This is a genomic window from Nocardia sp. (genome assembly GCF_025465275.1).
Taxonomy (GTDB): Bacteria; Actinomycetota; Actinomycetes; order Mycobacteriales; family Mycobacteriaceae; genus Nocardia.
This window is the reverse complement of sequence record NZ_JAODNK010000001.1, coordinates 48,605-73,932: the sequence shown is the minus strand read 5'-3', so window position 1 is coordinate 73,932 and position 25,328 is coordinate 48,605. Positions and strand designations below refer to the sequence as shown.

Here is a 25,328-nt window from a genome sequence, read left to right as displayed (position 1 = left end):
CCCTAGAGGATGCGAACGGGCGCACTGCGCAGGGGAAACCCACAGTGCGGGATCACGGCAATCACAGAGAAGGATTATGGTCCGACCCTAGAATTCGGGGCATGTCCAACCTGGAGCGCATCACCTTCGACCCGGCTGTCTGCTATGGCAAACCGGTGATTCGGGGGATGCGGTATCCCGTAGAGCTACTGCTCGAACTGCTGTCCGCGGGTGTGACGGTCGAGGAGATTCTCGGCGATCATCCCGGTTTGGAGGCCGACGACGTGTTCGCCGCCCTCGGGTATGCCGCGCTGGTGGTCGCCGCCGCCTGAAGGGCGGTGGCGTCAGCCGCGCGAAAACGAACTGGGCCGCAACCGGAAAACGGTTGCGGCCCAGTTCATCTCGAGCAGTCGATCAGGCGGTGACCGCCGCCTTCTCGCGCTGGAGTTCCAGGGCGATATCGATGAGCTGATCCTCCTGGCCACCGACCAGCTTGCGCTTGCCCGCGCGCACCAGCATCTCCGCGGCGGAGACGCCGTAGCGCTCGGCCTGCCGCTCGGCGTGCCGCAGGAAGCTGGAGTAGACGCCCGCGTAGCCCATCATCAGGGCCTGGCGATCGAGCAGGCACTCGGACGGCATGACCGGGCGCACAACATCTTCCGCGGCATCGGTGATGGCGAAGAAGTCCACGCCGGTCTTGACGCCGAGCTTGTCGCAGACGCCGATGAACGCCTCGACGGGCAGATTGCCCGCGCCCGCGCCGAAGCGGCGAGCGCTGCCGTCGATCTGGGTCGCGCCGGCCCGCACCGCGTACACGGAGTTGGCGACGGCCAGGCCCAGGTTCTCGTGACCGTGGAAACCGACCTGCGCGTCATTGCCGAGCTCGGCGACGAGCGCGGACACCCGGTCCGAAACCTGCTCCAGCACAAGGGCGCCGGCGGAGTCGACGACATACACGCACTGGCAGCCCGCATCGGCCATGATGCGCGCCTGCTTGGCGAGCAGCTCCGGTGTGGTGCTGTGCGCCATCATGAGGAAGCCGACGGTCTCCAGGCCCAGATCCCGCGCATAGCCGAAGTGCTGGATGGACACATCCGCTTCGGTGCAGTGGGTGGCGATGCGGCAGATGGACGCACCGTTGTCCTGCGAGATATTGATGTCTTCCTTGATGCCCACACCCGGCAGCATGAGGAAGGCGATCTTGGCCTGCTTGGCGGTCTCCGCCGCGGCCTTGATCAGTTCCTGCTCAGGGGTTTTGGAGAACCCGTAGTTGAACGAGGATCCGGCGAGGCCGTCGCCGTGGGTCACCTCGATCACGGGAACGCCGGAGGCATCGAGGGCGCCGACGATATTGCGCACGTCCTCGACGGTGAACTGGTGACGCTTGTGATGCGAGCCGTCACGCAACGAGGTGTCGGTGACGCGCACATCGAGTTCGCCCGAGTAGGGCTTCAGCACATTGTTCATTGGTCCGAATCTCCTTACACCCGAGCCGAGATGATTTGATCGGCAATCACGTCACCCACGCGGGTGGCGGCAGCCGTCATGATGTCCAAGTTGCCCGCGTACGGCGGCAGGAAGTCGCCCGCACCCTCGACCTCGACGAAGATCGAAACCTTCGCCAGGCCACCGGAAACCAGTGACGGCTCGTCGTACTGCGGCTCGTTGAGCAGACGGTAGCCGGGCACGTACTCCTGGATGGACTTCTCCATCTCGTGGATGGACGCGGTGATCGCATCGCGATCCGCATCCTCCGGGATGGCACAGAAGATGGTGTCGCGCATGATCATCGGCGGCTCAGCGGGGTTCAGGATGATGATGGCCTTGCCACGCTGCGCTCCACCAATGGTTTCAACACCTTTGGAGGTGGTCTTGGTGAATTCGTCGATGTTCGCACGGGTTCCGGGACCGGCGGACACCGAGGAGACCGACGCCACGATCTCGGCGTACGTCACCGGAACGACCCGCGACACCGCGGCTACCATCGGAATCGTCGCCTGACCACCACAGGTGATCATGTTGACGTTCGGTGCATCCCGCAGCGAATCGAGATTCACCGGCGGAATGACCGCCGGGCCGACGGCAGCGGGGGTGAGGTCCACGGCGCGGATGCCCGCCGCCTCGTACTTCGGCGCGTACGCGCGGTGCACGTACGCCGAGGTGGCCTCGAACAAAATGTCCGGCTTCTCATCAAGTGCCAGAAGCCAATCCGCGCCTTCGGCGGAAGTCTCCAGACCCAGTCCGCGAGCCCGCTTGAGGCCCTCGGAGTCCGGGTCGATACCGATCATCCAGCGCGGCTCGATCTTCTCCGACCGCAGCAGTTTGTACAGCAGATCGGTGCTGATATTGCCGGACCCGACGATCGCGGCGGTGACTTTACTTCCAGTCACGGCGTACTCCTACTCGGATAGCTCAGTGTCAGCTGAAACGCAGACGGACGGCATTGATACAGTCGGCGAACTCGGCGGTGTGCTAGCCACATCAGCTGAAACGCAGACGAACGGAACCGAGTCCGGCGAACTCGGCGGTGAAGTCGTCGCCCGGGCGGGCGTCGATGGCGCGGGTGCAGGAACCGGGCAGCACGATGTCGCCCTTCTTCAGGCGGACCCCGAACGAGGCGACCTTGCGGGCCAGCCACGCGACGCCGATGGTGGGATCACCGAGCACGGCATCGGAGCGACCTTCGGCCACCACTTCGCCATTGCGGGTGAGGACGGCGTCGATCTTCTTGATATCCAGCTCGTTCGGCGCCACCCGCTCCTTACCGAGCACCCAGCCGGCGGAGGAGGCATTGTCGGCGATGGTGTCGCACAGCCCGATCTTCCAGTCCTTGATGCGGGTGTCGATGAGTTCGATGGAGGGTGCGTACGCGACTGTGGCGTTCAGCACATCCTCCTCGGTGCAATCCTCGCCCGGCAGGTCCGCGCCGAGCACGAATCCGACCTCCACCTCGACCCGCGGGTACAGGAACTTGGTGGTGTCGACGGGGACGTCTTCGAAGACCTCCATCTCGGCGAGCAGGTGGCCGTAATCGGGTTCGTCGACGCCCATCATCTGCTGCATGGCGGCCGAGGAGAGACCTACCTTGTGGCCGATGATGCGGGCTCCGGCCGAGGTCCGCCGCCGGATATTCGCCAGCTGGATCTCATAGGCGTCGACCACGTCGATGTCCGGATAACGCGCGACCAGCGGGTCGAGCGGAATGCGATCCCGCTCCGCTAGGGCGAGCTCTTCTGCCAGTTCACTCCGAAGCGCGTCGGTCAGCACGCTGTGTTCCTTCCATCGGGGGGCCAGTCGATGGCCGTGCAGTTACGAGACTAGAAACTGAAACGAGTTTTTGTGAACAACATCGCCTCAGCAGTCCCATCTGCCAGACCAACATAGACCAAACCAGGATTGATTCTATAACGTGTTCTACATGACTGATCGGGATTACGACGTGGTGGTGGTCGGCAGTGGTGCCGCCGGTATGACCGCCGCCCTCACCGCCGCACACCGCGGTCTGCGCGTGGTGCTCATCGAGAAGGCCGCGCATTTCGGTGGTTCGACCGCCCGCTCCGGCGGTGGCGTGTGGATCCCCGGCAACAAGGCGCTGAAGGCTTCGGGCCGTCCGGACGACCGCGAGGAAGCCCGGACCTACCTGCACAGCATCATCGGCGATGTGGTGCCGGCCGACAAGATCGACACCTATATCGACCGCGGCGCAGAGGCTTTCGACTTCGTACTGGACAACTCGCCACTGAAGATGAAGTGGGTACCGGGCTACTCCGACTACTACCCGGAGGCACCGGGCGGCAAGGCGGACGGCCGCTCCTGCGAGCCGAAGCCCTTCGATACCAACAAGCTCGGCGCCGAACGCCGCAATCTGGAACCGCCCTACTCCAAGGCTCCGCTGAATGTCGTGATCCTGCAGGCCGACTACAAGAAGATCAACCTGCTGCGCCGCCACCCGATCGGCATGGTCACCGTGCTGCGCGTGGGCACCCGCTGGGCGTGGGGCAAGGTCACCGGCAAGAAACTGGTCGGCATGGGCCAGGCGATCATCGCCGGCCTGCGCGTGGGCCTGGCCGACGCGAATGTGCCTGTGCTGCTGAACACTCCGCTCACCGGGCTGGTCATCGAGGACGGTGTCGTCACCGGCGTCGAGGCCACGCAGGACGGCGAGACGGTGCGCTTCAACGCCAAATACGGCGTGATCCTGGGCGCGGGCGGCTTCGAGCACAATGCCGATATGCGGCACAAGTACCAGCGTGAGCCGATCACCACCGAGTGGACCACGGGCGCGGCCGGCAATACCGGCGACGCGATCCTGGCGGGCATCGACGCGGGCGCGGCCATCGACTTCATGGAAGACGCGTGGTGGGGTCCGACGACGCTCAAGGGTGCGGGCAAGCCGTGGTTCGCGCTGGCGGAGCGCAATCTGCCCGGATGCATCATCGTCAACAACGACGGCAAGCGATTCGGTAATGAGTCCGCTCCTTACGTCGAAGCTGTGCACACCATGTACGGCGGCAAATACGGGCAGGGTGAAGGCCCCGGCGAGAACGTGCCCTCATGGCTGGTTTTCGATCAGCGCTACCGGAGTCGCTACATCTTCGCTGGTCTGCAGCCCGGTCAGCGTTTTCCGTCCCGCTGGATGGAAAACGACAATATCGTCGTGGCGCCGACCTTGGCGGAGCTCGCCGAGAAGATGAACGTGCCCGCCGAAACCCTCGGCGCGACCGTCGAACGCTTCAACGGCTTCGTCGCGAGCGGTAAGGACGAGGACTTCGGCCGCGGCGACAGCGCCTACGACCGGTACTACGGCGATAAGACCATCAAGCCGAACCCGTGCCTGAACAAGCTCGAGGTCGGCCCGTTCTACGCGGTGCGCATGGTCCCCGGCGACCTCGGCACCAAGGGTGGTCTGGTCACCGATAACGACGGCCGCGTGGTCCGCGAGGACGGCACCGTCATCGAGGGTCTCTACGCCGCGGGCAATACCTCGTCCCCGGTCATGGGCCACACCTACGCGGGCCCCGGCGCCACCATCGGACCCGCGATCACCTTCGGCTACCTCGCCGCCCTGAATGTCGCCGCCAAGGCGAAGTCGGGCGCACCCGTGGCAGCCGACCAGACGTCCTGAACCGTCCCAACCCGGTTCAGGACCGGGTTGGGCGCGAGTCCGGGTCACGTCGAGCCCGCGCCCAACCCTCTCCAACTTCATACGGCCGACTCCTGACGGAGTCCCGGCAGGCGGGCGCGGCGCTTGCCGCGAGCGCCCGATACGCCGCAGGATCGGACCCGAGTGGGTCCGCGGCGTGGGAGCGCCCACTGAACTCACGAGGAGAACTTCATGCCCATCGATCCGAATATCGCTCTCGGCGCGGTACTTCCGTCCGTCGATTTCAGCTGGACGCCGTCCGATGTGCAGCTGTACCACCTGGCGCTGGGCGCGGGCGGGCGCTGGACCGATCCGGCCGAGCTGCGCTACCTGGACGACCGGGCGCCGCAGGTGCTGCCGACCTTCGCGACCGTCGCACCGTTCTTCCACGAGACCGAGCCGCCGCAGGTTAAGTTCCCCGGCGTCGAGATCGACCTCGCCAATGTGGTGCACGGCAGCCAGGAGATCACGGTGCATCGCCCGATCCCGGCCTCCGGCAAGGCCACCTTCGAGCGCCGCATCAGCGAGATCTGGGACAAGGGCTCGGCCGCGGTGATCTGGCAGGAGCACACCGCCACCAGCTCGGACGGCGAATTGCTGTGGACCGCACGCTCTTCCATCTTCGCCAAGGGCGAGGGCGGTTTCGGCGGCGAACGCGGCCCCAGCTCCAAGACCGAACTCCCGGACCGCGCACCGGATTTCGAGGTGCTCACCCCGACCCTGCCGCAGCAGGCACTGCTGTACCGCATGTGCGGTGACCGCAATCCGCTGCATTCGGACCCCGAGTTCGCCCGCAATGCGGGCTTCCCCGATCCGATCCTGCACGGCCTGTGCACCTACGGCCTGGTCTGCAAGGCCGCCACCGACGCGGTGCTGGATTCGGACGCCACCCGTGTGGCCGGTTTCCGGACCCGCTTCGCGGGCGTGCTCTACCCTGGCGAGACCCTGCGCAGCCGCATCTGGAAGCGCGACGGCGAATTGCTCATTGCCGTAACCGTTGTGGAGCGCAACGACGCACCGGTGCTTGCCGATGTGGTGCTGACCTACACCGACTGACTCGAGTGACAGTAGGGGCCGCGACCGAATTCGGTCGCGGCCCTATTGTTTTGGGACAGATTTCGAGACTGTTTCGGGCCAGGCGTCGAGGCGGCTTACATACGTGCCGAGACTCGTCCGCGGTTCTCGCGGGCGAATTGTCCGGGAGACTGGCCTTTCCAGGAGCGGAAGGCGGCGGTGAACGCCGAAACGCTGGCGTAGCCGAGCCGGACTGCTGCCTGTTCGACCGTTAAGCCCGTTATGAGAAGTTCTTCTGCCAGTAGGCCGATGGTCTCGGTGGTCAGTTCACGGAAGGTGGTGCCCTCGTCGGCCAGGCGGCGGCGCAGGGTGCGGACGCTGAGATCGAGCGCCGCGGCAATGCGGGATTGATCGGCGACACCGCCGCGGCTGATCAGGAGCTGGCGGACCCGACCGCTGATTCCCACCCGGCTGCGGCGGCGCTGCACGAGGTCGGCGCACTGCTGTTCGTAGAAGCGGGCGGTGGCCGTATTCGCCTGCGGCAGTTGCAGACTCTGGATATCGGCCGGCCCGGTCACCACCGAGCGGGCGGCATTGAAGACGACCTCCTCGACACCGAGCATGGCGCCGAACATCTCGTAGACCGGATGCGGCGGGAAGGCCACGGCGACGCGGGTGATGGGCGGGCGCATGGGCAGCACGTCCTGCTGAATTGTCCAGATTGCCGCCACATCCCGCTCCACCGCGAAACGCCGCACCTCGCGTGGGACGCCGCTGTCGTCGCGCACTATGGAGACATCCGCACCATCGATGACCAGGTGATGCCTTGCGACAGTGAAGGACAGGTCGGCATAGCGCAGCGCCAGGCCGACAGCATCGCGCACGGTCGGGCAACTCATCAGCGCGAATCCGAGGACGCCGAGGCTGGGCGGATGACACAAAAGCCCGGCCATCAGGCCCATGCCCGGTTCGTCGCCCACTCCGGCCACGACATTGCGCATCAGGGCCAACTCCTGGCCGAGGGTGATCTCGGCGGTCGAGTCGACCAGATCGGCTTCCCGGATACCCGTGCCGCGCAACAGGGTGGGCGTGGTGATGCCCCGCCCGGAGGCGAACTCGACCAGCAGTGCCGCACTGGTAATGGAACGCAACTGCGCTTGGCCGTCGGTCACAGTAAAAGCTTCGCAAACTCTCGGCGTACTTAGGACCGGAACCGGCCGGTAAGTTGCTGTTATAGGCCGAAATTCGGCTGTTTCTGACCTATGAAGTACTGGAACAAGCGGCACCTCCGGGCTTATGGTGAATATCTAGCGAACTACACCCGATAGCGAACGAGAACATGGAGAAGGTGAACCAATGGCCGGCTGGCAGGTGTTCACAGCCACCCTGGCAATGCTCACGATCATGGCCGTAACGGTCGCGAGCCTGCATCAACCACATCGAGATCCAGACAGATTGTCGGTGGAACGGATCCGCGAGCGAATCAGCAACGAGCACAGCGCATCTGCCGATTCCGCCCTTCTTTCCTCCGCCTGGTCCCACGGAGTACCCGACCATCAGCTCGATGTGCAGGAGGCGCACCGCGCCATGCAACAGCATCGCCGCTGCCCGGTGACCGAATGTGCCCGCAAGGCAGCGGCATTCCGCGCCCTCATCGACGCCGGACGCATCAAGCCGACTCGTATGCCGCCCGCCCTCCAATAGCGGCCGTCCGCCGCTGCCCGATCAGCGGTTACGCGTTGGGCCGCTCGTCCACGAGTCCTCGAATGATCAAGGCGTACAGCAGGATCACCGCGATCGGCGCCACGATCGGAATCCAGGACAGGCCCGCCGGCAGCAGGGTTGCGGCCCCTGCGGCGACAGTGAAGACCAGGGCGCCCGCCACCGAGGGGATGGTGGTGGGCACCACCCCCACCGGCGCGGCGACGGTCGCCGTATTCAGCAGGTAGGTGGTGGCGACCAGCCCGATCGCCCCCGCGACCAGCGCACCGGTATCGGTGAGGGTCAGCACGGCGAGCGCGACCAGTACCGCGCCCACCGCACTGACCCGCCACCGCCAGCCGCCCACCGCGAAGATCAGCACCGGTATCGCAGCCCACGGTTCCACCAGGGCCACAGCCAGTGTCAGCAACAAGCCGGACAATACGGCGAGGAATCTGGTCATCGGCGCACTCGCACAGCGCGACGGCGATGTTCGGGCAACAGGCGCATGATCTGGTCCAGCCGGGTGTCTTCCGGCCAGGGCACGATATCGACGCCGACGGTGCCCATATCGCGGTACATGGAGGTGCGCTCCAGCTGCCACATGCGGGCCAGCGTGGAGTCCAGGCCGCCGGCGAACGGCGGTCCGCGCAGGACGTCCACGACCACCACGACGTGGCCTCGCTTGCGAAGATCGATGAGCGACAAGGCGAATTGGGTGTCCAGCAGGGTGGAGAAGGCGACCACCACGGCCCCGATCGGAACGGCTGCATGAGGGGCGAGCGTTCCGGAGGTCACAATGTGCTCGTCGCCCACGTCGAGCACCGTGTCGACAATGCGATAGAACTGGCGGCGGCCGATATCGGGGCGCAGCCAGCGTGGTGAACGGCCCAGGCACACAACGGCTGTGCGGTCACCCGCCTGTAGCGCCGACTGCGCCACCTGCGCCGCGCCGCGCACGGACAGTTCCAGCGAGTCCGAGGCCGGGCCCGGCGCCTGCATCGAAGTATCCACCAGCACAACCACATCCGCGGCCCGGTTGGTGAAGCGCTCGGTCACGAACAACCGCCCGCGGCGGGCGCTCACCGCCCAGTTCACCGTGCGCAGCTGATCGCCGGGCGCGTACGCGCGCACATCCGCGAATTCCACACCGGGACCGTGGCGGCGGGTCAGGTGGGTGCCGATGCGCTCGGGAAGTTCGGTGCGCGGCAATTCCATTCGCTGCGGATCGGCGATCGGATAGACGAACACCTCACCGGCGGGCAGCTGCACCGAGGCCACGGACAATCCCGCCGGACTCAGGGCGGTGATCCGCAACGGCACCGGATACCGGCCCCAGCGCGGCGCCGACAGCGCCAACCGCATTCCCGCCGGCGCCGCGCCCGAATCGAACGCCTCCTCCACCCGCACTTCCATGCCGTGGATCACCTGGGAATGCATACGCAACAGGGCGTGCCCACTCTCCACGAACGCCGCCGCCGTCAGCACCACCTCTTCGGTCTCGAAGCAGCGCAGTACTCCGACGCCGTCGACCTGAATCTTGGTGCGGGTCTGCTGTAGCGGCGCGGTCGCCAGCACCCCGAGCATGGGCGCCGCGAACACCGCTAACTGCCAGTGCCCCAGCACGATCGCCAGCACCAGCGCCGGCACTGAAACCGCGGCCAGCATGAACACCAACGGCGCGGGCCGCCACCGCAATTCGGTCTCCGCCGCGGTACTCAGATCACGGTGCTTCATACACACCCGCAACTCTCGTCATCCCGGCAGAGCCACTCTTCGTCATCCCGGCATGCGTTTGGCCAGGATCTCCTACACCCCGGTGGATCCCGGCCGAAAGCGCGCCGGGATGACGAAGACTCTCGAGCCGACAGTCAAGTGTGAGCGCGTGCGTAGCGCGCGAGGTGTCCTCCGACTGTCCACCTCGTGTCGTACTCACCGAGCACGTCGTCCGCTTCATGTGCACCTCATGGGGTGCTCACGCCGGGGTCGCGCGCGGGACCGGGAGGCGGCGCAGGAGTTCGGCGATGACGTCCTCACCCCGGATGCGGCGGACCCACATTTCGGGCCGGAGCGTGATGCGGTGTGCCATGGCGGGGAGCGCCAGGGCCTTCACATCTTCGGGGACCACGTAATCGCGGCCGTTGAGCAGCGCACGGGCACGGGCCATTTGGACCAGATCGAGTTCCGCGCGGGGGCTGGCGCCCACTTCCACCTGGGGGTGGCTGCGGGTGGCGGTGGCGAGGGAGACCACGTAACCGACCACATCCGGGTGCACGGTGACGAATTCGACGGCCTGGCGCATTTCCAGCAGACCCTCGGCATCCACCACCTGGGCGATCTGGGCGGGCTGCGTGCCACGCTCCAGGCGGCGGCGGATCATCTGCATCTCATCGCTCTCGGAGAGGTAACCGAGGCGTAGTTGCATGGCGAAGCGGTCGAGCTGGGCTTCGGGCAGCGGATACGTGCCCTCGTACTCGATGGGGTTGTCGGTGGCCATGACAATGAAAGGCTGTGGCAGCAGGAAGGTTTCACCGTCGATCGAGACCTGCCCCTCCCCCATCGCCTCCAGCAGCGCGGCCTGGGTCTTGGGCGGGGTGCGGTTGATCTCGTCGGCCAGCAGCATATTGGTGAAGACCGGCCCGCGGCGGAAACTGAAACGGCCCGAATGCATGTCGTAGATGGTCGAGCCGATGAGATCGGCGGGCAGCAGATCGGGGGTGAACTGCACACGGGTGAAGTTCAGCCCGAACGCGGCCGCGAAGGATCGGGCGATGAGCGTCTTGCCCAGCCCCGGCAGGTCCTCGATGAGGATGTGGCCGCCGGCCAGCACCGCGATCATGATCAGCTGCAACTCATCCCGCTTGCCGACCACCACCCGGGACATTTCCCGCAGTACGGCATCGGTGCGTTTGATGGTCACGTCCATCGGTGAAGTCATGTCAGTTCTCGCATTCAAACCCTGTTTCACATGTTCTGGAGGCGGCGCAGGATCTCGTCCAGCGCCGGTCGGCCCGGCGCCGGATTGGTCTGATCGCGCAGCGCCACATTGGCGGGATCCACCCACCGCCACAGTTCGGGACCGAACTGTAGCTGCCCGGCGGCCTCGTGGGCACGCCGATTCTTGGCCATACGATGTCCGCTGTTGCTCTCGAACTCCTTGGCCAGCAAGGGTCGCAGATGCCGGTCCCAGTCGGCGCGGGTGCCTTCCGCGCGGTCGGCGAGCATCTGGGCGCGGGCCTGCCAGCGCTGCAGCATTTCGGCGGGCCCATTGTCGATCTCGTGATCGTCCGGGCCGGTGGGGCGATAGCGGCGGGCGCGTTCCAGCAGTGACCAGACCAGCAGGCACAGCGCACCGGCGACCGGAATGCCGGCGATCGGCAGCAGGGTGTCCCGCTCGTGATTCAGGGCGAAAAGTTCGAACAGACCCGCCAGGATCAGTCCGATCAGTACGATCGCAACCCGGTTCATGGTGCTTCCGCCTGTCCCTGCAGATCAGCCAATACGATACGCAGCAGCTGTTCGGCCCGCATCCGCTGCCACTCCAGCATGGAGTGCGGGCTGAACCGTGCTTCCTCGAAGAGCGACACCAGTTCCCGCGCCGACGCGTCGTGCAGGAAGCCGCGGTCGAAGGCGCGGGCCAGCACCTCCGACGGGGTGTCCGAGGCCAGCGGGGCCACCTCCCGCGCCTGCGCCAGACCGCGTTCCATGGCGACATAGCAGGCGATGATGGCGGTACGCGGATCCTGGCCGGGCGCGATCATGGCCGCCAGGCCCATTTCCGCGACCTTGGCCAGCGAGACCGCCTCGATCGGCGTACTAGGCACGTGCCCTGCGGCTTTCGCCACCGGACCACGATTGGAGCTGACCGCGACCACCACCAGCCCGGTCATGGCGACCAGCACCAGCACCACCGCACCGATCGCGACCAGCAGCAGGGCGGTGCCGCTCAGCGCAGGCGTGGAGATCGAGTCCTGCGGCGGCGCGACGTTCTCGACCGGCTGGGTCACACCGGTGCTCGGGGCCTGCGTCGAGATCGTCTGCTCCGGTGCGTCCTTGTGGCCCGGCCCGACCAGATAGATCGACGCCACCGCGGTGAGCAGCAGCGCAACGGCCGCCAGCCCGACCAGTACCAGCAGGGTGAGTTTGCTCAGACCCGTACCGCGCCGGTCCGTCTCGCGCTCCGGCTCCGGCATGGCCAGCGGCAGCCGATGCTGGCTATTGACCACGCCCGCAGCCAGAATCACCACCGAGACCAGCAGCAGCACCGGCATCAGGGCCAGCGTCACCGCCGAAGGCGTGCCCGAGGTGGACGGTCCGCCGGTGCCCGGGATGTACCCGCGCAGGGCGACCACGGCCAGCACCAGCAGAGCGATCAACCCGATCGCCCGCGATGCCAGCGTCCCCACCCCAGTCACACATGCTCCCAACCAGAGTCCTGCAAATCAGGCACATAGTTACATGCCGGTAGGTCCGGTTGGGGAGGAATCGCAAAGACCGATTACATGCAGTTCCGGCATTTATTCGCCCGAAAGCCACACCACCCGGCCCTGGCCGCGCCTCCGGCGGACACGGACAATCCGTGCCATCACTCCCGAATCCCACAGCGCCTGCCAAACCCCGGCCACCGCGCACAAGCTGGCCTGCCGCGCACGAAATCGCCACAGGATTCGTGCGCGGGGGGCGAAAGAGTGCGCGGGGGCTCAGGCGGTGCGGCGGACTCGGGCTCGGAGGCGGTTCAGGGGTGAATCTGCCATTGCGGCAGGGGCTTCGAGGGTGCGGCGGGACTGGCGGATCGGGGCGGGGCGCAGGGGCTCCGGGTGGGAGGTTGCGGGGCGGGGTTCGACGAGGCGGCCCAGGGCGCGGAAATCCCAGCCGGCGGCGAGCCAGGGTTCGGGGTCGAGGGTGTTGCGGGTGTCGATGAGGGTGCGGCCGCGGGCCACGGTGCGGAGGAAAGACGGGTCCAGGTCGCGGAATTCGCGCCATTCGGTGAGGTGCAGTACTACGTCCGCCTCGTGGAGGGCTGCGGCGGCGGTCGCGGCGTAGACGAGTTGGGGAGCTACGGCGGTGGCGGTGGCGGTGGCGGCCGGGTCGAACGCGGTGACTTCGACGCCTGCGGCCTGTAGGCGGATGGCCACATCCAGGGCCGGGGAGTCGCGGACATCGTCGGAAAGGGGTTTGAAGGCGATGCCGAGGATGCCCACTCGATGGGAACCGGTGGCGCGCAACAGGTCCAGGGTCTCGCGGACCACGCGCTCGCGGCGGCGCAGGTTGATGGTGTCGATATCGCGCAGGAAGTCGACGGATTCGCCCGCACCCAATTCCGTGGCGCGGGCAATGAGGGCGCGGACATCCTTGGGCAGGCAGCCGCCGCCGTAACCCAGTCCGGCGCCGAGGAATTTGCGGCCGATGCGGTCGTCGTGGCCGAGGGCATCGGCCAGCAGCGTCACATCCGCGCCGGTGAGCTCACACAGTTCCGCCATCGCATTGATGAACGAGATCTTGGTCGCCAGAAAGGCATTCGCGGAGACCTTGATCAATTCCGCGGTCGGCAGATTCGTGATCACAACCGGCGAACCGGCGGCGATCGGCGTCGCATAGACCTGGCGCAGCGCCCATTCCGCATCCGGACTGGTCACGCCGAACACCAGGCGATTGGGGCTCAGCGTGTCGTGCACCGCGTGACCCTCGCGCAGGAATTCCGGATTCCAGGCCAGATCCACCGAGATTCCCGGCGGCGCGAGCTCGGCGATTCGGGTCATCAGCACCTCGGCGGTGCCGACCGGCACCGTCGATTTGCCGACGATCAGGCAGTTGCGGGTCAGATGCGGAACCAGCCCGTCGAGGGCGGCATACAGCTGGGACAGATCGGCCGCGCCGTTCAGCCCGGCCGGCGTTCCCACACAGAGGAAATGGACATCGGCGAATCGGGCGGCGGCCACCAGCGAGGTGCCGAACCGCAGCCGGCCCTTCGCGACGTGCCCGGCCAGCAACTCGGGCAGCCCGGGCTCGTGGAACGGCACCCGGCCCGCCGACAGCGCGTCCGCCTTGGCCGGATTGTTGTCCACACCGAGCACTTCGAAGCCGAGCTCGGCCATGCCCGCGGCATGCGTGGCACCGAGGTAGCCGGTACCGATCACGGAGATGCGCAGCATCAGGAGGCCTCCTTGGAGAGCGGGCTGCGGAGGTCGCCTTCGACCGGCAGTCGGCGGCGGTCCGCGATCACTTCGCGGTAGTGGCGGACGAGCAGGTTGTTCACTGCGGTCCAGGAGCGGTCCTGCACACTGCGCTGGGCAATCTCAGCGGTCTGGGCGCGCAGTTTCGGATCGTCGATCAAACGGCGCACGAAGTCGACGAGCGCCTCGGCATTGCCCGGGGGATAAAGGAATCCGGCACCCGCTGTGACCACATCGATCGGGCCGCCGGACTTCGGCGCTACCACCGGAACACCGGAGGCCATCGCCTCCTGCGCTGCCTGGCAATAGGTTTCGTGACGGCCGGTGTGCACGAAGACATCCAGCGAGGCGTAGGCCGCGGCCAGCTCCGCGCCGTGCAGCACACCGAGGAAGGCCGCACCCGGCAGCAGTTTCCGGAGCCGCTTCTCCTCCGGACCACCGCCGACGATGACCAGCCGAACCCCGGGCAGCGGCCGCAGATGCGCGAGCAGCTCGAGTTCCTTCTCCGGTGCGAGCCGGCCGATATAGCCGATCAGCAGTTCCCCGTTGGGGGCCAGTCGTTTTCGCAATTCTTCCGAGCGGCGGAACGGCCCGAACTGGTCCAGATCCACGCCGCGCGGCCAGCGTGCCAGCCCGGGAATGCCCATCAGTTCCAGCTGCCGCAGGCTGGCGGTCGAGGGCGCGAGGGTGCGATCCACCTGAAGATGAATGCGCCGGGTGAGCGCGACCATGGTGCGCACGCCGCCCGGCAGATCGTAGCGCTCGGCGAAACCGATCAGGTCGGTCTGGTAGATGGCCACGGTCGGCACATCCAGCTCGGTCGCCACCTTGGCTGCCTGATAGCCGAGCGTCGCCGGGGAGGCGATGTGCACGACGTCCGGCTCGAATTCACGCATGATCTTGCGCAAGCGGCGGCGCGTTTCCAGGCCGATCCGGAAGTCCCGATAGAACGGCAGGCGCGCCCCGCGCACCACGTGCACCCGGAATCCGGCGTACTTCGCCGGTCCGGTCGGGGCTACAAGTACGGCCTCGTGGCCCTTGGAGGCAAGGTGATCCAGGACCCGCCGCACCGAATTGGTGACGCCGTTGACCTGGGGAAGGAAGGATTCGGCGACCACCAGAACGCGCAGTCGACCGCCGGGGATACTCGGGTGCCGGGGTGCGGAACCCCTGGCCTGCTCGCGGATTCGCATCGGTCCCCTCCGGTTCGGTGCTGCCTCCTGAAAGCACCGTAAGAAGCCGCTCGCAACGTCAGCCCCCCTCCGTGTAGACGGCACGTGAATCGTTTCTGTCGATCAAGTCGACCAGTTCACCCGGACGTCGCCGCCCCTTCTTGCTGCCGTTCTACAGTCAGTTCGCCGAGGCGGCTGAGGGTCCGATACAGGTCCGGAACACGGGCGATTCGAGCGCCGAGATCGGCCGATGGCACCGCGGCGTAGAGGGAGAGTTCGAGGTCGGCGTCGTAGAGGACGTCGACCAGATACACCAGTCGCATCACCCAATCCGGCGGGACGGTGTCCAGCGGCGGCACCTCGCACAGTGTCCAGCGCTGGAACTTTCCGGTGAGTTCGAGGATGTCGGCCGCTGAGATCGGGATACCGCACAGTTCCGCGAAATCCACTGTCAGCTCACCGTTTCCGGCCTGCCGGGCTCGCACGAGGCGGTGAGCGACGGGCACCTGGACCGAGCCGGGGGTCTCACACGTGCCGACTGTGTAGCGCCCCGCCCCGAATCCGGTGTGCCGGGCGCCGAGACGCCGGTAATCCTGCGGTCCGTTCACCGACAACACGTCGAGATGTTCGAGAATCCGCTCGATGGCCGGCTCGAACATGGGGTGCATCAAGGGATTCGGCAATAGTTCTTGTGGTGGATAGTTTGAAGTCACCACCAGCGTGATGTGACGGGCGAACAGGGTGTCGAGCAGTCGCGCGATCAACCGGGCGTCGCCCGCATCGTGCACATGGAATTCGTCGAAGCACAGCAGTTCCGCGTCACCGAGCAGCGCGGCCGCCGAGGCGTCGATGCCGCCGTATTCGCAGATGCCCGCGTTCAGCCGGGCGAAGAAGCTGTGGAAGTGGAAGCGGCGCTTCCGCGGCGAGGGCACCGCGGCGAAGAAGCGATCCATCAGCATGGTCTTGCCGCGCCCCGGCCCGCCGTACAGGTAGAGCCCGCGCGGCCGCCGCCACCGCCTGCCCACCCGCCCGGCGATCACGGCCAATTGGTCCGCTGCCTGCTGCTGGTCGTGATCGAGCACGATTTCCGGAGTCGGCACGGCGCCCTCCCCAATCCTCTGCATCCATAGAGTTTCTCTACATTTGTAGAGCCTCTGCGGGCCGAGGGGTGGCGAAGGTGATCACTCGCACAGGCAGTGCGCGCTACTGCCCGAGCGTCAGAGTTGCTGCGTAATGTGCAGATCCGGCCACGGCGGGCGCTTGAACACCGCCAGCGTCGCGATCGTGGCGGCCACGAGCCCGGTCAGCACCCCGAGCGTGGCGGCCGCGAGCCCGGCCTGCGCCCCGATGGTCTCGACCCGGCTGGCATCCACCGCAGGCTCCCACTTCACCTCACCGCCGTGCACCACGAACACTCCCAGCGCACGCGGCCCTCGACGGAACAACCCCCCGGTCCCCAGCACCGTAATGATGGTGGACCCATCCGCCGTCTCGTGCGGCTCCCCGTAGATCAGCGAACTATCCACCGCCGGAAGCTCTTTCAATCGATCCTGCAACATAGCCAGACCCCTTCCACCATCGATTTCCCCCAAACCTACGCTCAGCGCGCAACCTGCAGCACCAGAGTGGCGATAGCCGGCGCCATGTACATCACCGGATAAACCGTCGTCTTGTACGAGTGCGCCCGGATAGTGGTGATGACCGCCCCCGCGAAGTAGAGAATCACCCCGATAGCCGCCGCAATCCCGATAGCCGGAACAAAGAACCCGACCAGCAACCCCACCGCCCCCGCCGCCTTGGCCGTCCCCAGCCAAGTCCACCAAGACCGCGGAACCCCGTACTCCACAAGAGGTTCCACCACAAAAGCCTGATCAGTGAAGATCGAATAGGCAGAGAAGCCAACCCAGAGAGCCGTGACAACTCCGACGATGTGGTAAGCGGTGTTCATTGGAATCCGTTTCCTTTCAGCAGGTTCGAAACCGTTCTGCCTTAGTGACGGAGTAGCTCTCCCAGGTGTGACATCGCTGCCAGAATCGCTTTCCGCAGCCTCAGTCCCATCCACAGCGCCTACTGTGCCGAATCTTCGCCAAGCGGCATTGGTGGAGAACAGTCGGAGACCGATGAAGACCACGATCGACCTGAACGACGAGGCGCTCGCGCTGGCAGCCAAGGAACTCGGGACGAGGACCAAGAGGGACACGGTCAACGCGGCACTAGAATTCGTCGCGCAGCGCCGACGTCGGATCGACCGGGTCGTCAACGATCCATACGGAATCGGCGTAGGACCCGACATCGACGATCCCGAGGTCATGGGCAACGCCCGTCGTTAAATCGAACCATGTGAACTTGTACTTTGCCCCCCGGGTGGCATATATGCCACCATACGCACATGGCTTTGAAACGAACGATGGTCTATGCCGATGCCGACGATCTAGCCACGATCAAGGAAGCCGCCGCGCGGAGCAATGTCAGCGAGGCCGAGATCATCCGTAATGCGATACACCTGGCCGCACTGCGCGTGCGGCGCAGGTCCGAACCGTTGCGCCTGCGCCGTTTCGCCAGCGGCGACCCCGGTTTGGCTGAGCGCGTCGACGAGTATCTAGCCGACGATTTCGGCGGCGATTCGGATCGCCCATGACGATCGGTGGTGAAAGACCAGGGATCGTAATTGCCGATACATCCGGGCTGATAGCCGCTTTCGACACATCGTCACCAGACAGCGACGGCGCTTTTCAGGTCCTCGCCAATGCCGGACTGGTAGTGCTTTCGCCGCTGGCGCTGGCCGAGATCGACCACGTCGCTCGCCGGGTGCTCGGGCGGAAGATTTCGATCGAGATGATCGAAGACCTGAGCACACAAGCCCGCACTGAACACTTCGAGATCGCGGCTTTGACACCCGATGTGCTGGATCAGGCCAATGCGGTCCGTCGGCTGTACCCTGACCTGCGCCTCGATCTCGCGGATGCGGTAATCGTCGCTCTGGCTGCCGAATACGAAACCGATGAGATCCTCACCCTCGATCGACGTGACTTCCGAGCGCTCACGCCGCTCACCGAGCACAAGGCATTTTGCGTACTTCCCGATGATCTGCGTTGACCTGCTAAGGCCGGGCACAGCGCAGTACAACACATTGGCCGCGAATCATCAGTTCTCGTCGGGGACGAGGACGACTTTGCCGGTGACGGTGCGGGATTCGGCGAGGGTCAGGGCCTGGGCGGCTTGGGATAGGGGGAAGCGGGCTGCGATCTGGGGGTGCAGGACGCCTTGGGTGGCGAGGGCGAAGACGGCGGTCAGGTCTTCGGCCAGGCGGGTGCGGAAGGTGTTGCGGCGGCGGAGGCCGGTCCAGATGTTGTAGAAGTGGGCATGGCGGTTGTTGGGCAGGGCATTCCAGAGGAGCAGGCGGGCGAAGAGTTGCAGCACCGGGAGGCGGGAGTTGCCGGCCTCGTCCTTGGTGGAGGCGCTGCCGTAGGCGACCAGGGTGCCGCCGGGGGCCAGCAGGCGGAAGGAATCGACAATGCCGGGGCCGCCGACGTGATCGAAAACCGCATCTACTCCGGCCGGGGCGAGTGCCCGGACCTGTGCGGGAACGTCACCGCGATAGTCGACGGGTTCCGCACCGAGCGCGGCCACCGCCTCCGCATTGCGCGCCGAGGCCGTACCGATCACCCGGACCCCCGCCGCCAGCGCCAGCTGCACCAGTGTCGATCCGACCCCGCCGTTCGCGCCGTGCACCAGAATGGTCTGCCCCGCACGAACTTTCGCGTAGCGGTGCAGCATCTGCCAGGCGGTGATGCCATTGACCACGAAGGTCTCGGCCTCGTCGGCGGCCAACTCGGCAGGCACCTCGACCAGGTCCGCACCTTCCAGCACCACATGACTGGCCCAGCCGCCGACCTTGGTCAGGGCGGCAACCCGGCGGCCCACAAGTGCGGCATCAGCGTCCGGCCCGACCTCGAGGACCGTGCCCACCAGGTCGTAGCCCGGCACGAACGGGTACGCGGGCTGGTCGTAGTACTTCCCGCGCCGCATCTGCTGCTCCGCGAACGAGACCCCGCTGGCCTCGACCCGGACCAGCGCCTGCCCGGCCCGCAGGGGCGGCAGCTCGCGCCGAGTGGTGAGCAGCTCGTCCGGCTCGACGGTCCCTGGGAGAACGATTTCTACTGCGGTGATCGACATGGTCTTCTTCTTCCAAATCGGTGAGTGACTAGTCAGTCACCCGTTGGTCAAATAAAAAGCCCCGGTCAGAGGGCTCAGAAAATCAGGCCGGATGCCGAATGCCGGCGGCGAGGATCGCAGCCCATCCACCCTCGTGCCCATCGATCCCGAGCGTGGTGATCAGGTGGCACAGCTGCCCGACGGCTATGAACCGCTGCACCGACTCATCGGATGCGCCGGACCGCACCTTGGCGTAGTCCGTCACCCGGGCCAGCCCGCGCCGCAGCGCCTCGGCAATATCCGGGATATCGGTGGCGGACTGCGCATGCACCTGCAGCATGAGCAGACTCTTGTCCGAAATGAGTTCGGCGTAGGCGCCGCCCATTTCGTACAGGATGACCTCCGGGTCTCCCCCGGCAGCCCGGGCGGCCCCGGTGGCCAGCGACTGCTCCACCAATTCGAAGCACCGATCCAGCGCGGCGACGAACAACTCCACCTTGCTCGGAAACAGCTTGAAGACGTAGGCCGTCGAAATCCCGGCGGCCGTGGCCACCGTATTGATCGGCGTTCCGTGATACCCGGTCCGCGCGAACTCCACGATGGCCGCATCGAGAACTGCTTCCCGCCGTACGTCCGAGGTGGAGAGGGTAACTCCGCGCTTTGCCATGTGAGTGACCGTACACTCACTCTTTCGCGCGGCGCAACCCCCAACCCTCCGAACCGTCGTAGCCTGGGCTTATGACCGGACCGGAGCACACAGACGACAAAGCGACGCCGCCGGAACCGCAGGGGCGGTTCCTGGGCGTTCCCTACGATTGGCGACGGCCGACAGTGGAGAAGGCCAAGGCGCGGTGGTGGAATCCGGACGAGCCGAAGTTCCTGACTCCCAAGACCTACGGCTGGGGCTACGACTTCAATCTCTACCGGCTGTTCCATCGCGAATAGACACGCGGTGCTCGCCTCGACGAATGCCTGAGCGAAACGAGTTCGCTCAGGCATTTTCGTTATAGCGAGGGTGGTTCAGTTGCCGGTGAGGACCAGTCCCGAAGTGGGGACGCCGGTACCGGCGGTGACGACGATATTGCGCAACCCGTCGACCTGATTGACCGACGTGCCGCGAATCTGGCGCACGCCCTCGGCAATGCCGTTCATGCCGTGGATGTACGCCTCACCCAGCTGGCCGCCGTGCGTGTTGAGCGGCAGCCGGCCACCGAGCTCGAGCGCGCCGTCCTTGATGAAGTCCTTGGCCTCGCCGCGACCACAGAAGCCCAGCTCTTCGAGCTGCATGAGCACAAACGGGGTGAAGTGGTCGTAGAGAATCGCGGCCTGCATATCCTCCGGTCGCAAACCGCTCTGCGCCCAGAGCTGATCGCCGACCAGGCCCATCTCCGGCAGACCGGTCATACCGTCGCGGTAGTAGCTGGTCATGACGTACTGGTCCGCACCGGAACCCTGTGCCGCACCGGCGATTACGGCCGCCTTCTGCGGCAGATCCCTGGCCCGCTCGGCACTGGTGACCACAATGGCCACGCCGCCGTCGGTCTCCTGGCAGCAGTCCAGCAGGTGCAGCGGCTCGGCGATCCAGCGGGAGGCCTGGTGCTCCTCCAGCGTGATCGGCTTGCCGAAGAAATGGGCGTTCGGATTCACCGCGGCATGCTTACGGTCGGTCACCGCGATAGTGCCGAAATCCGCACTGGTAGCGCCGTATACGTGCATATAGCGGCGCGCCACCATGGCCACCTGGGCCGCGGGAGTACCGAGGCCGTGGGTGTAGGAGAACGCATTGTCCACACCCGAGGAGGTGGCATTGCCGGCCAGCTGCGTGGAGAACTGACCGAAGCGATGACCGGACCGCTCGTTGAAAGCGCGGTACGCGACAACAACATCCGCGACACCGGTGGCGACCGCCATAGCGGCCTGCTGCACGGTGGCCGCCGCGGCGCCGCCGCCGAACGGGATATTGCTGAAGAACTTCAGGCTCGGAATACCGGCGGCCCGGGCCACGGCGGCCTGGGTGTTGGTGTCCATGGTGAAGGTTGTCAGCCCGTCCACATCGGCAGGCGTGAGTCCGGCGTCGGCGAGCGCGGCGGTGACCGCCTCGGCGGCCAGGCGCAGCTCACTGCGGCCGGAGTCCTTGGAGAAGTCGGTGGCGCCGATGCCCACAATAGCTGCGTGGCGGCTCAATCCACTCATGCGCGCGGCTCCTGTAGCGAGAGAACGGCTTTCGCCGTGATGTGGTTGCCGAGACTGTCGGCGCCGACCACATCGATGGAGATGTCGGGACCCGCGATGGCGGACACCGTGCCGGAGAGGGTGAGGGTGTCACCGGCGTACAGCGGCACCCCGAGACGCAGCGAAATCGACTTCACCCGTGCTCCCGGTCCCGCCCAATCGGTGACGAAGCGCTGCACCAGACCGGTGTCGGTGAGGATATTGACGAAGATGGTCTTCGACCCGCGCTCCACCGCCTTGGCCGGATCGTGGTGCACGTCCTGGAAGTCGCGGGTGGCCAGCGCCGAACTCACCACGAAGGTGGTATCGGCGTGAATCACCAACTCCGGCAGGACAGTTCCGACCTGCACGTCCACGGTGTCGGTCATCGCACTGCCTTCCAGTAGGGCACGGTGTTGTCGTCGTCGACGGCCTCGAAGCCGACCTCGACCGGCGTGCCGATGACAACGTCGGCCGGTTCGATGCCGCGCAGCTCACCGAGCATGCGCACACCCTCCTCCAGCTCGACCAGCGCCACCACGAAAGGCAGCGTCCGGCCCGGCACCTTGGGGGCATGGTGCACCACAAAACTGAAGACCGTGCCGCGCCCGGAGGCCACGACATAGTCGGTCTGCTTCGCCTTGTCCTGCCACAGGGCCGGAACCGGCGGATGCTGCAGCGTGCCGTCGGGCCGCTGCTGGATGCGCAACTCGCCGAGCTTCGTTCCGTCCCAGAAGAATTCGGTATCGTGCGAGATCATCGGCCGCACCCGCTTGGCGAGCTGCGCATCCATGTCCGGCTTTGGGGCCGCACCGGTGCCCGGCACGAACTTCAGTAGGCGGAACAGCATTTCGGTGACGAGCTCGTCGCCGACATACCAATTCGTGCGGTAGGTGATGAACCAGCCGTCGCCCAAGCCCGTACGCTTCGGCCCGGCAATCGATTCCAGCGCACTGCGCACATTGACGTGCTCGCCGACCTCCAGGTACCGGTGGTAGATCTGATCGCAATTGGTGGCCACAACCGAGGTGTACCCGGCGGCATCCAGCAGCTCGTTGGTGATTGTCATGGGATCGTCGTCGGGGCGAGCCCCGGTGAGCCCCAGCATGGTCCACACCTGCGCCATGGCGGGCGGTGCGACAATGCCGGGATGTCCGGCGGCCAGCGCCGCGGCCTCGTCGACGTAGATCGGGTTGGTGTCCCCGATCCCCTCGACCCAGTTGTTGATCATGGCCTGGTTGACCGGATCGCGGGCCAGGCGCGGGGACGACTCCCCCGCTTCCTTGATCTTCTCGGCGGCCGCGCGGATCTCGTCGGCCGTGAAGCTTTGCGTCACTGTCGAATTCCTTTGTCTAGCGCGGGACGCGGGGCAACCGCAGACCCATTTGAGCCACGGACTCAGCCGCATGATCTCGTTGCCGTCGCGATGTTTTCGTCACGGTGACCTCCTACCGAGGGACGCGGGGTAGCCGCAGACCCATTTGAGCCACGGACTCAGCCGCATGATCTCGTTGCCGTCGCAATGTTTTCGTCACGGTGACCTCCTACCGGGGGACGCGGGGCAACCGCAGACCCATTTGGGCGATCAGTTCGCGCATGATCTCGTTGACGCCGCCGCCGAAGGTGACCACCAGGTTCTGCTTGGTGCGCCGGTCCAGCCAGACCAGCAGTTCGGCGGTGGCCGGATCGGCGGGATCGCCGTAGCGGCCCACGATCTCCTCGGCCAGGCGGCCGGCCTCCTGCAGCGCCTCGGTGGAGTACACCTTGGTGGCCGAGGCATCGGCGATCACATCGGCCGGATCGGCGTCCGGGCGCTCCATATTGGAGGCCACCTGCCAGTTCAGCAGCTCATTGAGCCGCACCATGGCGTGCAGGCGGCCCAGCGAACGCCGCACCTCGGATTCGCCCAGCGCGCCCTGCTTCTGCGCCCATTCGCGCGTCCGCTCGTAGAGCTGTTCGATCTTGCCGGACGGGCCCAGACCCACCCGCTCGTGATTGAGCTGGGTCGTAATGAGCTTCCAGCCACCGTTTTCCACGCCGACGATCATGTTCGCGGGGACGCGCACATTGTCGAAGTAGGTGGCATTGGTGTGGTGCGCGCCGTCGGCGGTGATGATCGGCGTCCAGGAGTAGCCCGGATCCGTGGTGTCCACGATCAGAATCGTGATGCCGCGGTGCCGCGACTCCACCGTCCCGGTGCGGACGGCCAGCCAGATGAAGTCCGCTTCGTGCGCTCCGGTGGTGAAGATCTTCTGCCCGTTGACGATCCAGTCGCCATTGGCATCCTTCACCGCGCTGGTGCGCAGGGCCGCCAGATCGGTGCCCGCATCCGCCTCGGAGTAGCCGATGGCGAAATGCACGTCGCCGGTGAGGATTCCGGGCAGGAACTTCTGCTTCTGCTCCTCGGAACCGTACGACTGCAGCGCCGGGCCGACGGTCAGCAGCGTCACCAGTGGGACGGGCACATCGGCGCGCACCGCCTCGTTGTAGAAGATCTGCTGTTCCAGCGGCCCGAAACCCTGCCCGCCGTACTCCTTCGGCCAGCCGACGCCCAGCTTGCCGTCGGCGCCCATCCGCTTCACCACCGTGCGGTAGGCGTCGCCGTGCCGGTTCACCAGCATCTCGGCCTCCTCCGCGGGAGTGACGAGAGTGGAGAAGTACGAACGCAATTCGTCCCGCAGCTGCCGCTGCTCGGCGGTCAGTTCGATGAACATCTGGCTCCCAAACGGTCCAGCCGGAACGATTCGCCGCCCAGCCAGCGCGCGATGTCCTTGGCCTGTGAGTAGTAGCGGTGCAGCGGATGGGTGATATCGACACCAAGACCACCGTGCAGGTGATGACACTTCTGCATGGCCGCGGGTAGTTCCGAGGCCACCGTGTAGGCCAGCACATCCAGATCGTCGTCCGTACGCTCGCGGTGCTCAGCGCTGTCGGTCTCCTGCGCCAGCGCCCAATTGGCGGACGCGGCGGCCGCGTGCAGGGTGCGCGAGACCACGTAGACATCGGCGATCTGCTGTGCGACAGCCTGGAATTCGGCCAGTGGGCGGCCGAACTGGTGGCGGGTGCGCAGATGCTCCGCGGTCAGGGTGATGACACCCTTCAGCAGGCCATCGGCGACCGAGCCGATACCGGCCAGCGCAAAGCGGTGCAGTTCGGCGATACCGCCGGGCAGCAGCTGCTCGGCCGGGATCTGCACCTCGTCGAGGCGCAGCGAAAACTCCGGCACGCCATCGGAAGTCGGGCTCGCGGTCCGGGTGATGCCCGGGGCATCACTGTCGACCAGCGCGATACCGGCATTGGTGGGCACCAGAATCCAGCGAGCGGTGTCGGCATACGGCACCGCCACCTTCTGGCCGGTGATCCGCACCGTCGTTCCGTCGGCCACGGCCACGGTCTCCGGCTTCACCACGAAGGGCGAACCCGTCTCGTGCAGTGCCGCGGTGAGCACGGCGCCATTGGCCACGGCGGGAAATACCTTCTCCGCCACGGCTTCCGGAACGCCGATCGCCAGCAGCGGCAGTACGCCGAAGGCCAGCGTGCTCAGCGCCGGCAGCTGCACCGCATCGGTGGCGAGCTCGGTCAGCATGGCCGAAACCTCGAGCAGACCCATCTCGTCACCGCCGAAGCGTTCCGGTAGCGGAACAGCAAGCAGTCCACTGCCGGCGAAGATCGGCCACAGTGCGATATCACGGGCGCTTTCGCGCTCTAGCAAACTTACAACAACCTCGGCGACAGCATCTTGGCTCTCGTCCCGTGTGAAGTCCAATTCAATACTCCCGG

General features: G+C 66.1%; 29 protein-coding genes. 8 read left to right on the top strand and 21 right to left on the bottom strand.

Features of this window, described 5'->3' with window-relative positions:
* Positions 1-101 precede the first annotated feature (101 nt).
* A complete protein-coding gene (locus tag JWN03_RS00385; RefSeq protein ID WP_297607865.1) occupies positions 102-311 on the top strand; it encodes a DUF433 domain-containing protein in 210 nt (69 codons plus the stop codon).
* Positions 312-393: 82 nt separating this feature from the next.
* Here the strand turns inward: JWN03_RS00385 and dmpG are convergent, their stop codons facing one another.
* The 3 genes from dmpG to JWN03_RS00370 form a co-directional block, all read right to left on the bottom strand.
* Entirely contained in the window at positions 394-1,446 is a 1,053-nt protein-coding gene (gene dmpG / locus JWN03_RS00380) for a 4-hydroxy-2-oxovalerate aldolase (RefSeq protein ID WP_297607862.1), read from the bottom strand.
* A 14-nt stretch (positions 1,447-1,460) separates the two neighbouring features.
* A complete protein-coding gene (locus JWN03_RS00375; RefSeq protein ID WP_297607860.1) occupies positions 1,461-2,369 on the bottom strand; it encodes an acetaldehyde dehydrogenase (acetylating) in 909 nt (302 codons plus the stop codon).
* A gap of 91 nt (positions 2,370-2,460) precedes the next feature.
* The gene (locus tag JWN03_RS00370; RefSeq protein WP_297607856.1) at positions 2,461-3,246 is read right to left on the bottom strand and encodes a 2-keto-4-pentenoate hydratase; all 786 of its coding nucleotides are present in this window, start codon (positions 3,244-3,246) and stop codon (positions 2,461-2,463) included.
* A 142-nt stretch (positions 3,247-3,388) separates the two neighbouring features.
* Here JWN03_RS00370 and kstD point away from each other — a divergent pair, with 142 nt between their 5' ends.
* The gene (gene kstD / locus JWN03_RS00365; RefSeq protein WP_297607854.1) at positions 3,389-5,104 is read left to right on the top strand and encodes a 3-oxosteroid 1-dehydrogenase; all 1,716 of its coding nucleotides are present in this window, start codon (positions 3,389-3,391) and stop codon (positions 5,102-5,104) included.
* 210 nt (positions 5,105-5,314) lie between these two features.
* Complete coding sequence (locus JWN03_RS00360) at positions 5,315-6,178, top strand: MaoC/PaaZ C-terminal domain-containing protein (protein ID WP_297607851.1); 864 nt, start codon at positions 5,315-5,317, stop codon at positions 6,176-6,178.
* A 95-nt stretch (positions 6,179-6,273) separates the two neighbouring features.
* Here the strand turns inward: JWN03_RS00360 and JWN03_RS00355 are convergent, their stop codons facing one another.
* Positions 6,274-7,308, bottom strand: a complete 1,035-nt coding sequence (locus JWN03_RS00355; protein WP_297607848.1) for an AraC family transcriptional regulator — start codon at positions 7,306-7,308, stop codon at positions 6,274-6,276.
* A 184-nt stretch (positions 7,309-7,492) separates the two neighbouring features.
* Here JWN03_RS00355 and JWN03_RS00350 point away from each other — a divergent pair, with 184 nt between their 5' ends.
* Positions 7,493-7,840: a hypothetical protein gene (locus tag JWN03_RS00350; RefSeq protein WP_297607846.1), complete on the top strand. Its 348-nt coding sequence runs from the start codon at positions 7,493-7,495 to the stop codon at positions 7,838-7,840.
* A gap of 28 nt (positions 7,841-7,868) precedes the next feature.
* Here the strand turns inward: JWN03_RS00350 and JWN03_RS00345 are convergent, their stop codons facing one another.
* The 10 genes from JWN03_RS00345 to JWN03_RS00300 all read right to left on the bottom strand — a co-directional run bounded on the left by JWN03_RS00345 (position 7,869) and on the right by JWN03_RS00300 (position 17,130).
* A complete protein-coding gene (locus tag JWN03_RS00345; RefSeq protein WP_297607843.1) occupies positions 7,869-8,300 on the bottom strand; it encodes a hypothetical protein in 432 nt (143 codons plus the stop codon).
* Positions 8,297-9,574 (bottom strand): DUF58 domain-containing protein, encoded by a 1,278-nt coding sequence (locus JWN03_RS00340; RefSeq protein WP_297607840.1) that lies wholly within the window; start codon positions 9,572-9,574, stop codon positions 8,297-8,299. Before JWN03_RS00340 ends, JWN03_RS00345 begins: the two co-directional genes overlap by 4 nt.
* 238 nt (positions 9,575-9,812) lie before the next feature.
* Positions 9,813-10,775: an AAA family ATPase gene (locus tag JWN03_RS00335; protein ID WP_297607837.1), complete on the bottom strand. Its 963-nt coding sequence runs from the start codon at positions 10,773-10,775 to the stop codon at positions 9,813-9,815.
* A 26-nt stretch (positions 10,776-10,801) separates the two neighbouring features.
* Entirely contained in the window at positions 10,802-11,305 is a 504-nt protein-coding gene (locus tag JWN03_RS00330) for a hypothetical protein (protein WP_297607834.1), read from the bottom strand.
* Complete coding sequence (locus JWN03_RS00325; RefSeq protein WP_297607831.1) at positions 11,302-12,252, bottom strand: DUF4129 domain-containing protein; 951 nt, start codon at positions 12,250-12,252, stop codon at positions 11,302-11,304. Before JWN03_RS00325 ends, JWN03_RS00330 begins: the two co-directional genes overlap by 4 nt.
* A gap of 285 nt (positions 12,253-12,537) precedes the next feature.
* The gene (locus JWN03_RS00320) at positions 12,538-13,986 is read right to left on the bottom strand and encodes a UDP-glucose dehydrogenase family protein (RefSeq protein WP_297607905.1); all 1,449 of its coding nucleotides are present in this window, start codon (positions 13,984-13,986) and stop codon (positions 12,538-12,540) included.
* Positions 13,987-13,988: 2 nt separating this feature from the next.
* Positions 13,989-15,203, bottom strand: a complete 1,215-nt coding sequence (locus JWN03_RS00315) for a glycosyltransferase family 4 protein (RefSeq protein WP_366914352.1) — start codon at positions 15,201-15,203, stop codon at positions 13,989-13,991.
* Positions 15,204-15,319: 116 nt separating this feature from the next.
* Positions 15,320-16,306, bottom strand: a complete 987-nt coding sequence (gene zapE, locus JWN03_RS00310; RefSeq protein ID WP_297607828.1) for a cell division protein ZapE — start codon at positions 16,304-16,306, stop codon at positions 15,320-15,322.
* 93 nt (positions 16,307-16,399) lie between these two features.
* The gene (locus JWN03_RS00305; protein WP_297607825.1) at positions 16,400-16,741 is read right to left on the bottom strand and encodes a hypothetical protein; all 342 of its coding nucleotides are present in this window, start codon (positions 16,739-16,741) and stop codon (positions 16,400-16,402) included.
* A gap of 41 nt (positions 16,742-16,782) precedes the next feature.
* Positions 16,783-17,130, bottom strand: a complete 348-nt coding sequence (locus JWN03_RS00300) for a DoxX family protein (RefSeq protein WP_297607822.1) — start codon at positions 17,128-17,130, stop codon at positions 16,783-16,785.
* Positions 17,131-17,302: 172 nt separating this feature from the next.
* Between JWN03_RS00300 and JWN03_RS00295 the strand changes: the two genes are divergently transcribed.
* Genes JWN03_RS00295 through JWN03_RS00285 form a run of 3 tightly spaced genes read left to right on the top strand, consistent with a single transcriptional unit; the run spans position 17,303 to position 18,278 of the window.
* Positions 17,303-17,512, top strand: a complete 210-nt coding sequence (locus tag JWN03_RS00295; RefSeq protein ID WP_297607819.1) for a type II toxin-antitoxin system VapB family antitoxin — start codon at positions 17,303-17,305, stop codon at positions 17,510-17,512.
* 59 nt (positions 17,513-17,571) lie between these two features.
* A complete protein-coding gene (locus JWN03_RS00290) occupies positions 17,572-17,820 on the top strand; it encodes a CopG family transcriptional regulator (RefSeq protein ID WP_297607816.1) in 249 nt (82 codons plus the stop codon).
* Entirely contained in the window at positions 17,817-18,278 is a 462-nt protein-coding gene (locus tag JWN03_RS00285; RefSeq protein ID WP_297607813.1) for a PIN domain-containing protein, read from the top strand. Before JWN03_RS00290 ends, JWN03_RS00285 begins: the two co-directional genes overlap by 4 nt.
* A gap of 48 nt (positions 18,279-18,326) precedes the next feature.
* Here JWN03_RS00285 and JWN03_RS00280 read toward each other — a convergent pair whose 3' ends face one another.
* Complete coding sequence (locus tag JWN03_RS00280; protein ID WP_297607811.1) at positions 18,327-19,358, bottom strand: medium chain dehydrogenase/reductase family protein; 1,032 nt, start codon at positions 19,356-19,358, stop codon at positions 18,327-18,329.
* An 82-nt stretch (positions 19,359-19,440) separates the two neighbouring features.
* A complete protein-coding gene (locus JWN03_RS00275) occupies positions 19,441-20,004 on the bottom strand; it encodes a TetR/AcrR family transcriptional regulator (RefSeq protein ID WP_297607809.1) in 564 nt (187 codons plus the stop codon).
* 71 nt (positions 20,005-20,075) lie between these two features.
* On the opposite strand from JWN03_RS00275, the gene JWN03_RS00270 reads away from it, so the two are divergent.
* Entirely contained in the window at positions 20,076-20,282 is a 207-nt protein-coding gene (locus tag JWN03_RS00270) for a hypothetical protein (RefSeq protein ID WP_297607807.1), read from the top strand.
* Positions 20,283-20,357: 75 nt separating this feature from the next.
* On the opposite strand, the gene JWN03_RS00265 is transcribed toward JWN03_RS00270, so the two are convergent.
* The 5 genes from JWN03_RS00265 to JWN03_RS00245 all read right to left on the bottom strand — a co-directional run bounded on the left by JWN03_RS00265 (position 20,358) and on the right by JWN03_RS00245 (position 25,314).
* The gene (locus JWN03_RS00265) at positions 20,358-21,530 is read right to left on the bottom strand and encodes a lipid-transfer protein (RefSeq protein ID WP_297607805.1); all 1,173 of its coding nucleotides are present in this window, start codon (positions 21,528-21,530) and stop codon (positions 20,358-20,360) included.
* Complete coding sequence (locus JWN03_RS00260; protein ID WP_297607803.1) at positions 21,527-21,937, bottom strand: MaoC family dehydratase; 411 nt, start codon at positions 21,935-21,937, stop codon at positions 21,527-21,529. Before JWN03_RS00260 ends, JWN03_RS00265 begins: the two co-directional genes overlap by 4 nt.
* Positions 21,934-22,884 carry a bifunctional MaoC family dehydratase N-terminal/OB-fold nucleic acid binding domain-containing protein gene (locus JWN03_RS00255; protein ID WP_297607800.1) on the bottom strand — a complete coding sequence of 317 codons (951 nt, stop codon included), beginning with the start codon at positions 22,882-22,884 and terminating at the stop codon, positions 21,934-21,936. The genes JWN03_RS00260 and JWN03_RS00255 overlap by 4 nt, the downstream gene beginning before the upstream one ends.
* Before the next feature lie 208 nt (positions 22,885-23,092).
* Positions 23,093-24,262, bottom strand: a complete 1,170-nt coding sequence (locus JWN03_RS00250) for an acyl-CoA dehydrogenase family protein (protein ID WP_297607798.1) — start codon at positions 24,260-24,262, stop codon at positions 23,093-23,095.
* Complete coding sequence (locus JWN03_RS00245) at positions 24,247-25,314, bottom strand: acyl-CoA dehydrogenase family protein (RefSeq protein ID WP_297607796.1); 1,068 nt, start codon at positions 25,312-25,314, stop codon at positions 24,247-24,249. The genes JWN03_RS00250 and JWN03_RS00245 overlap by 16 nt, the downstream gene beginning before the upstream one ends.
* Positions 25,315-25,328: the final 14 nt, after the last annotated feature.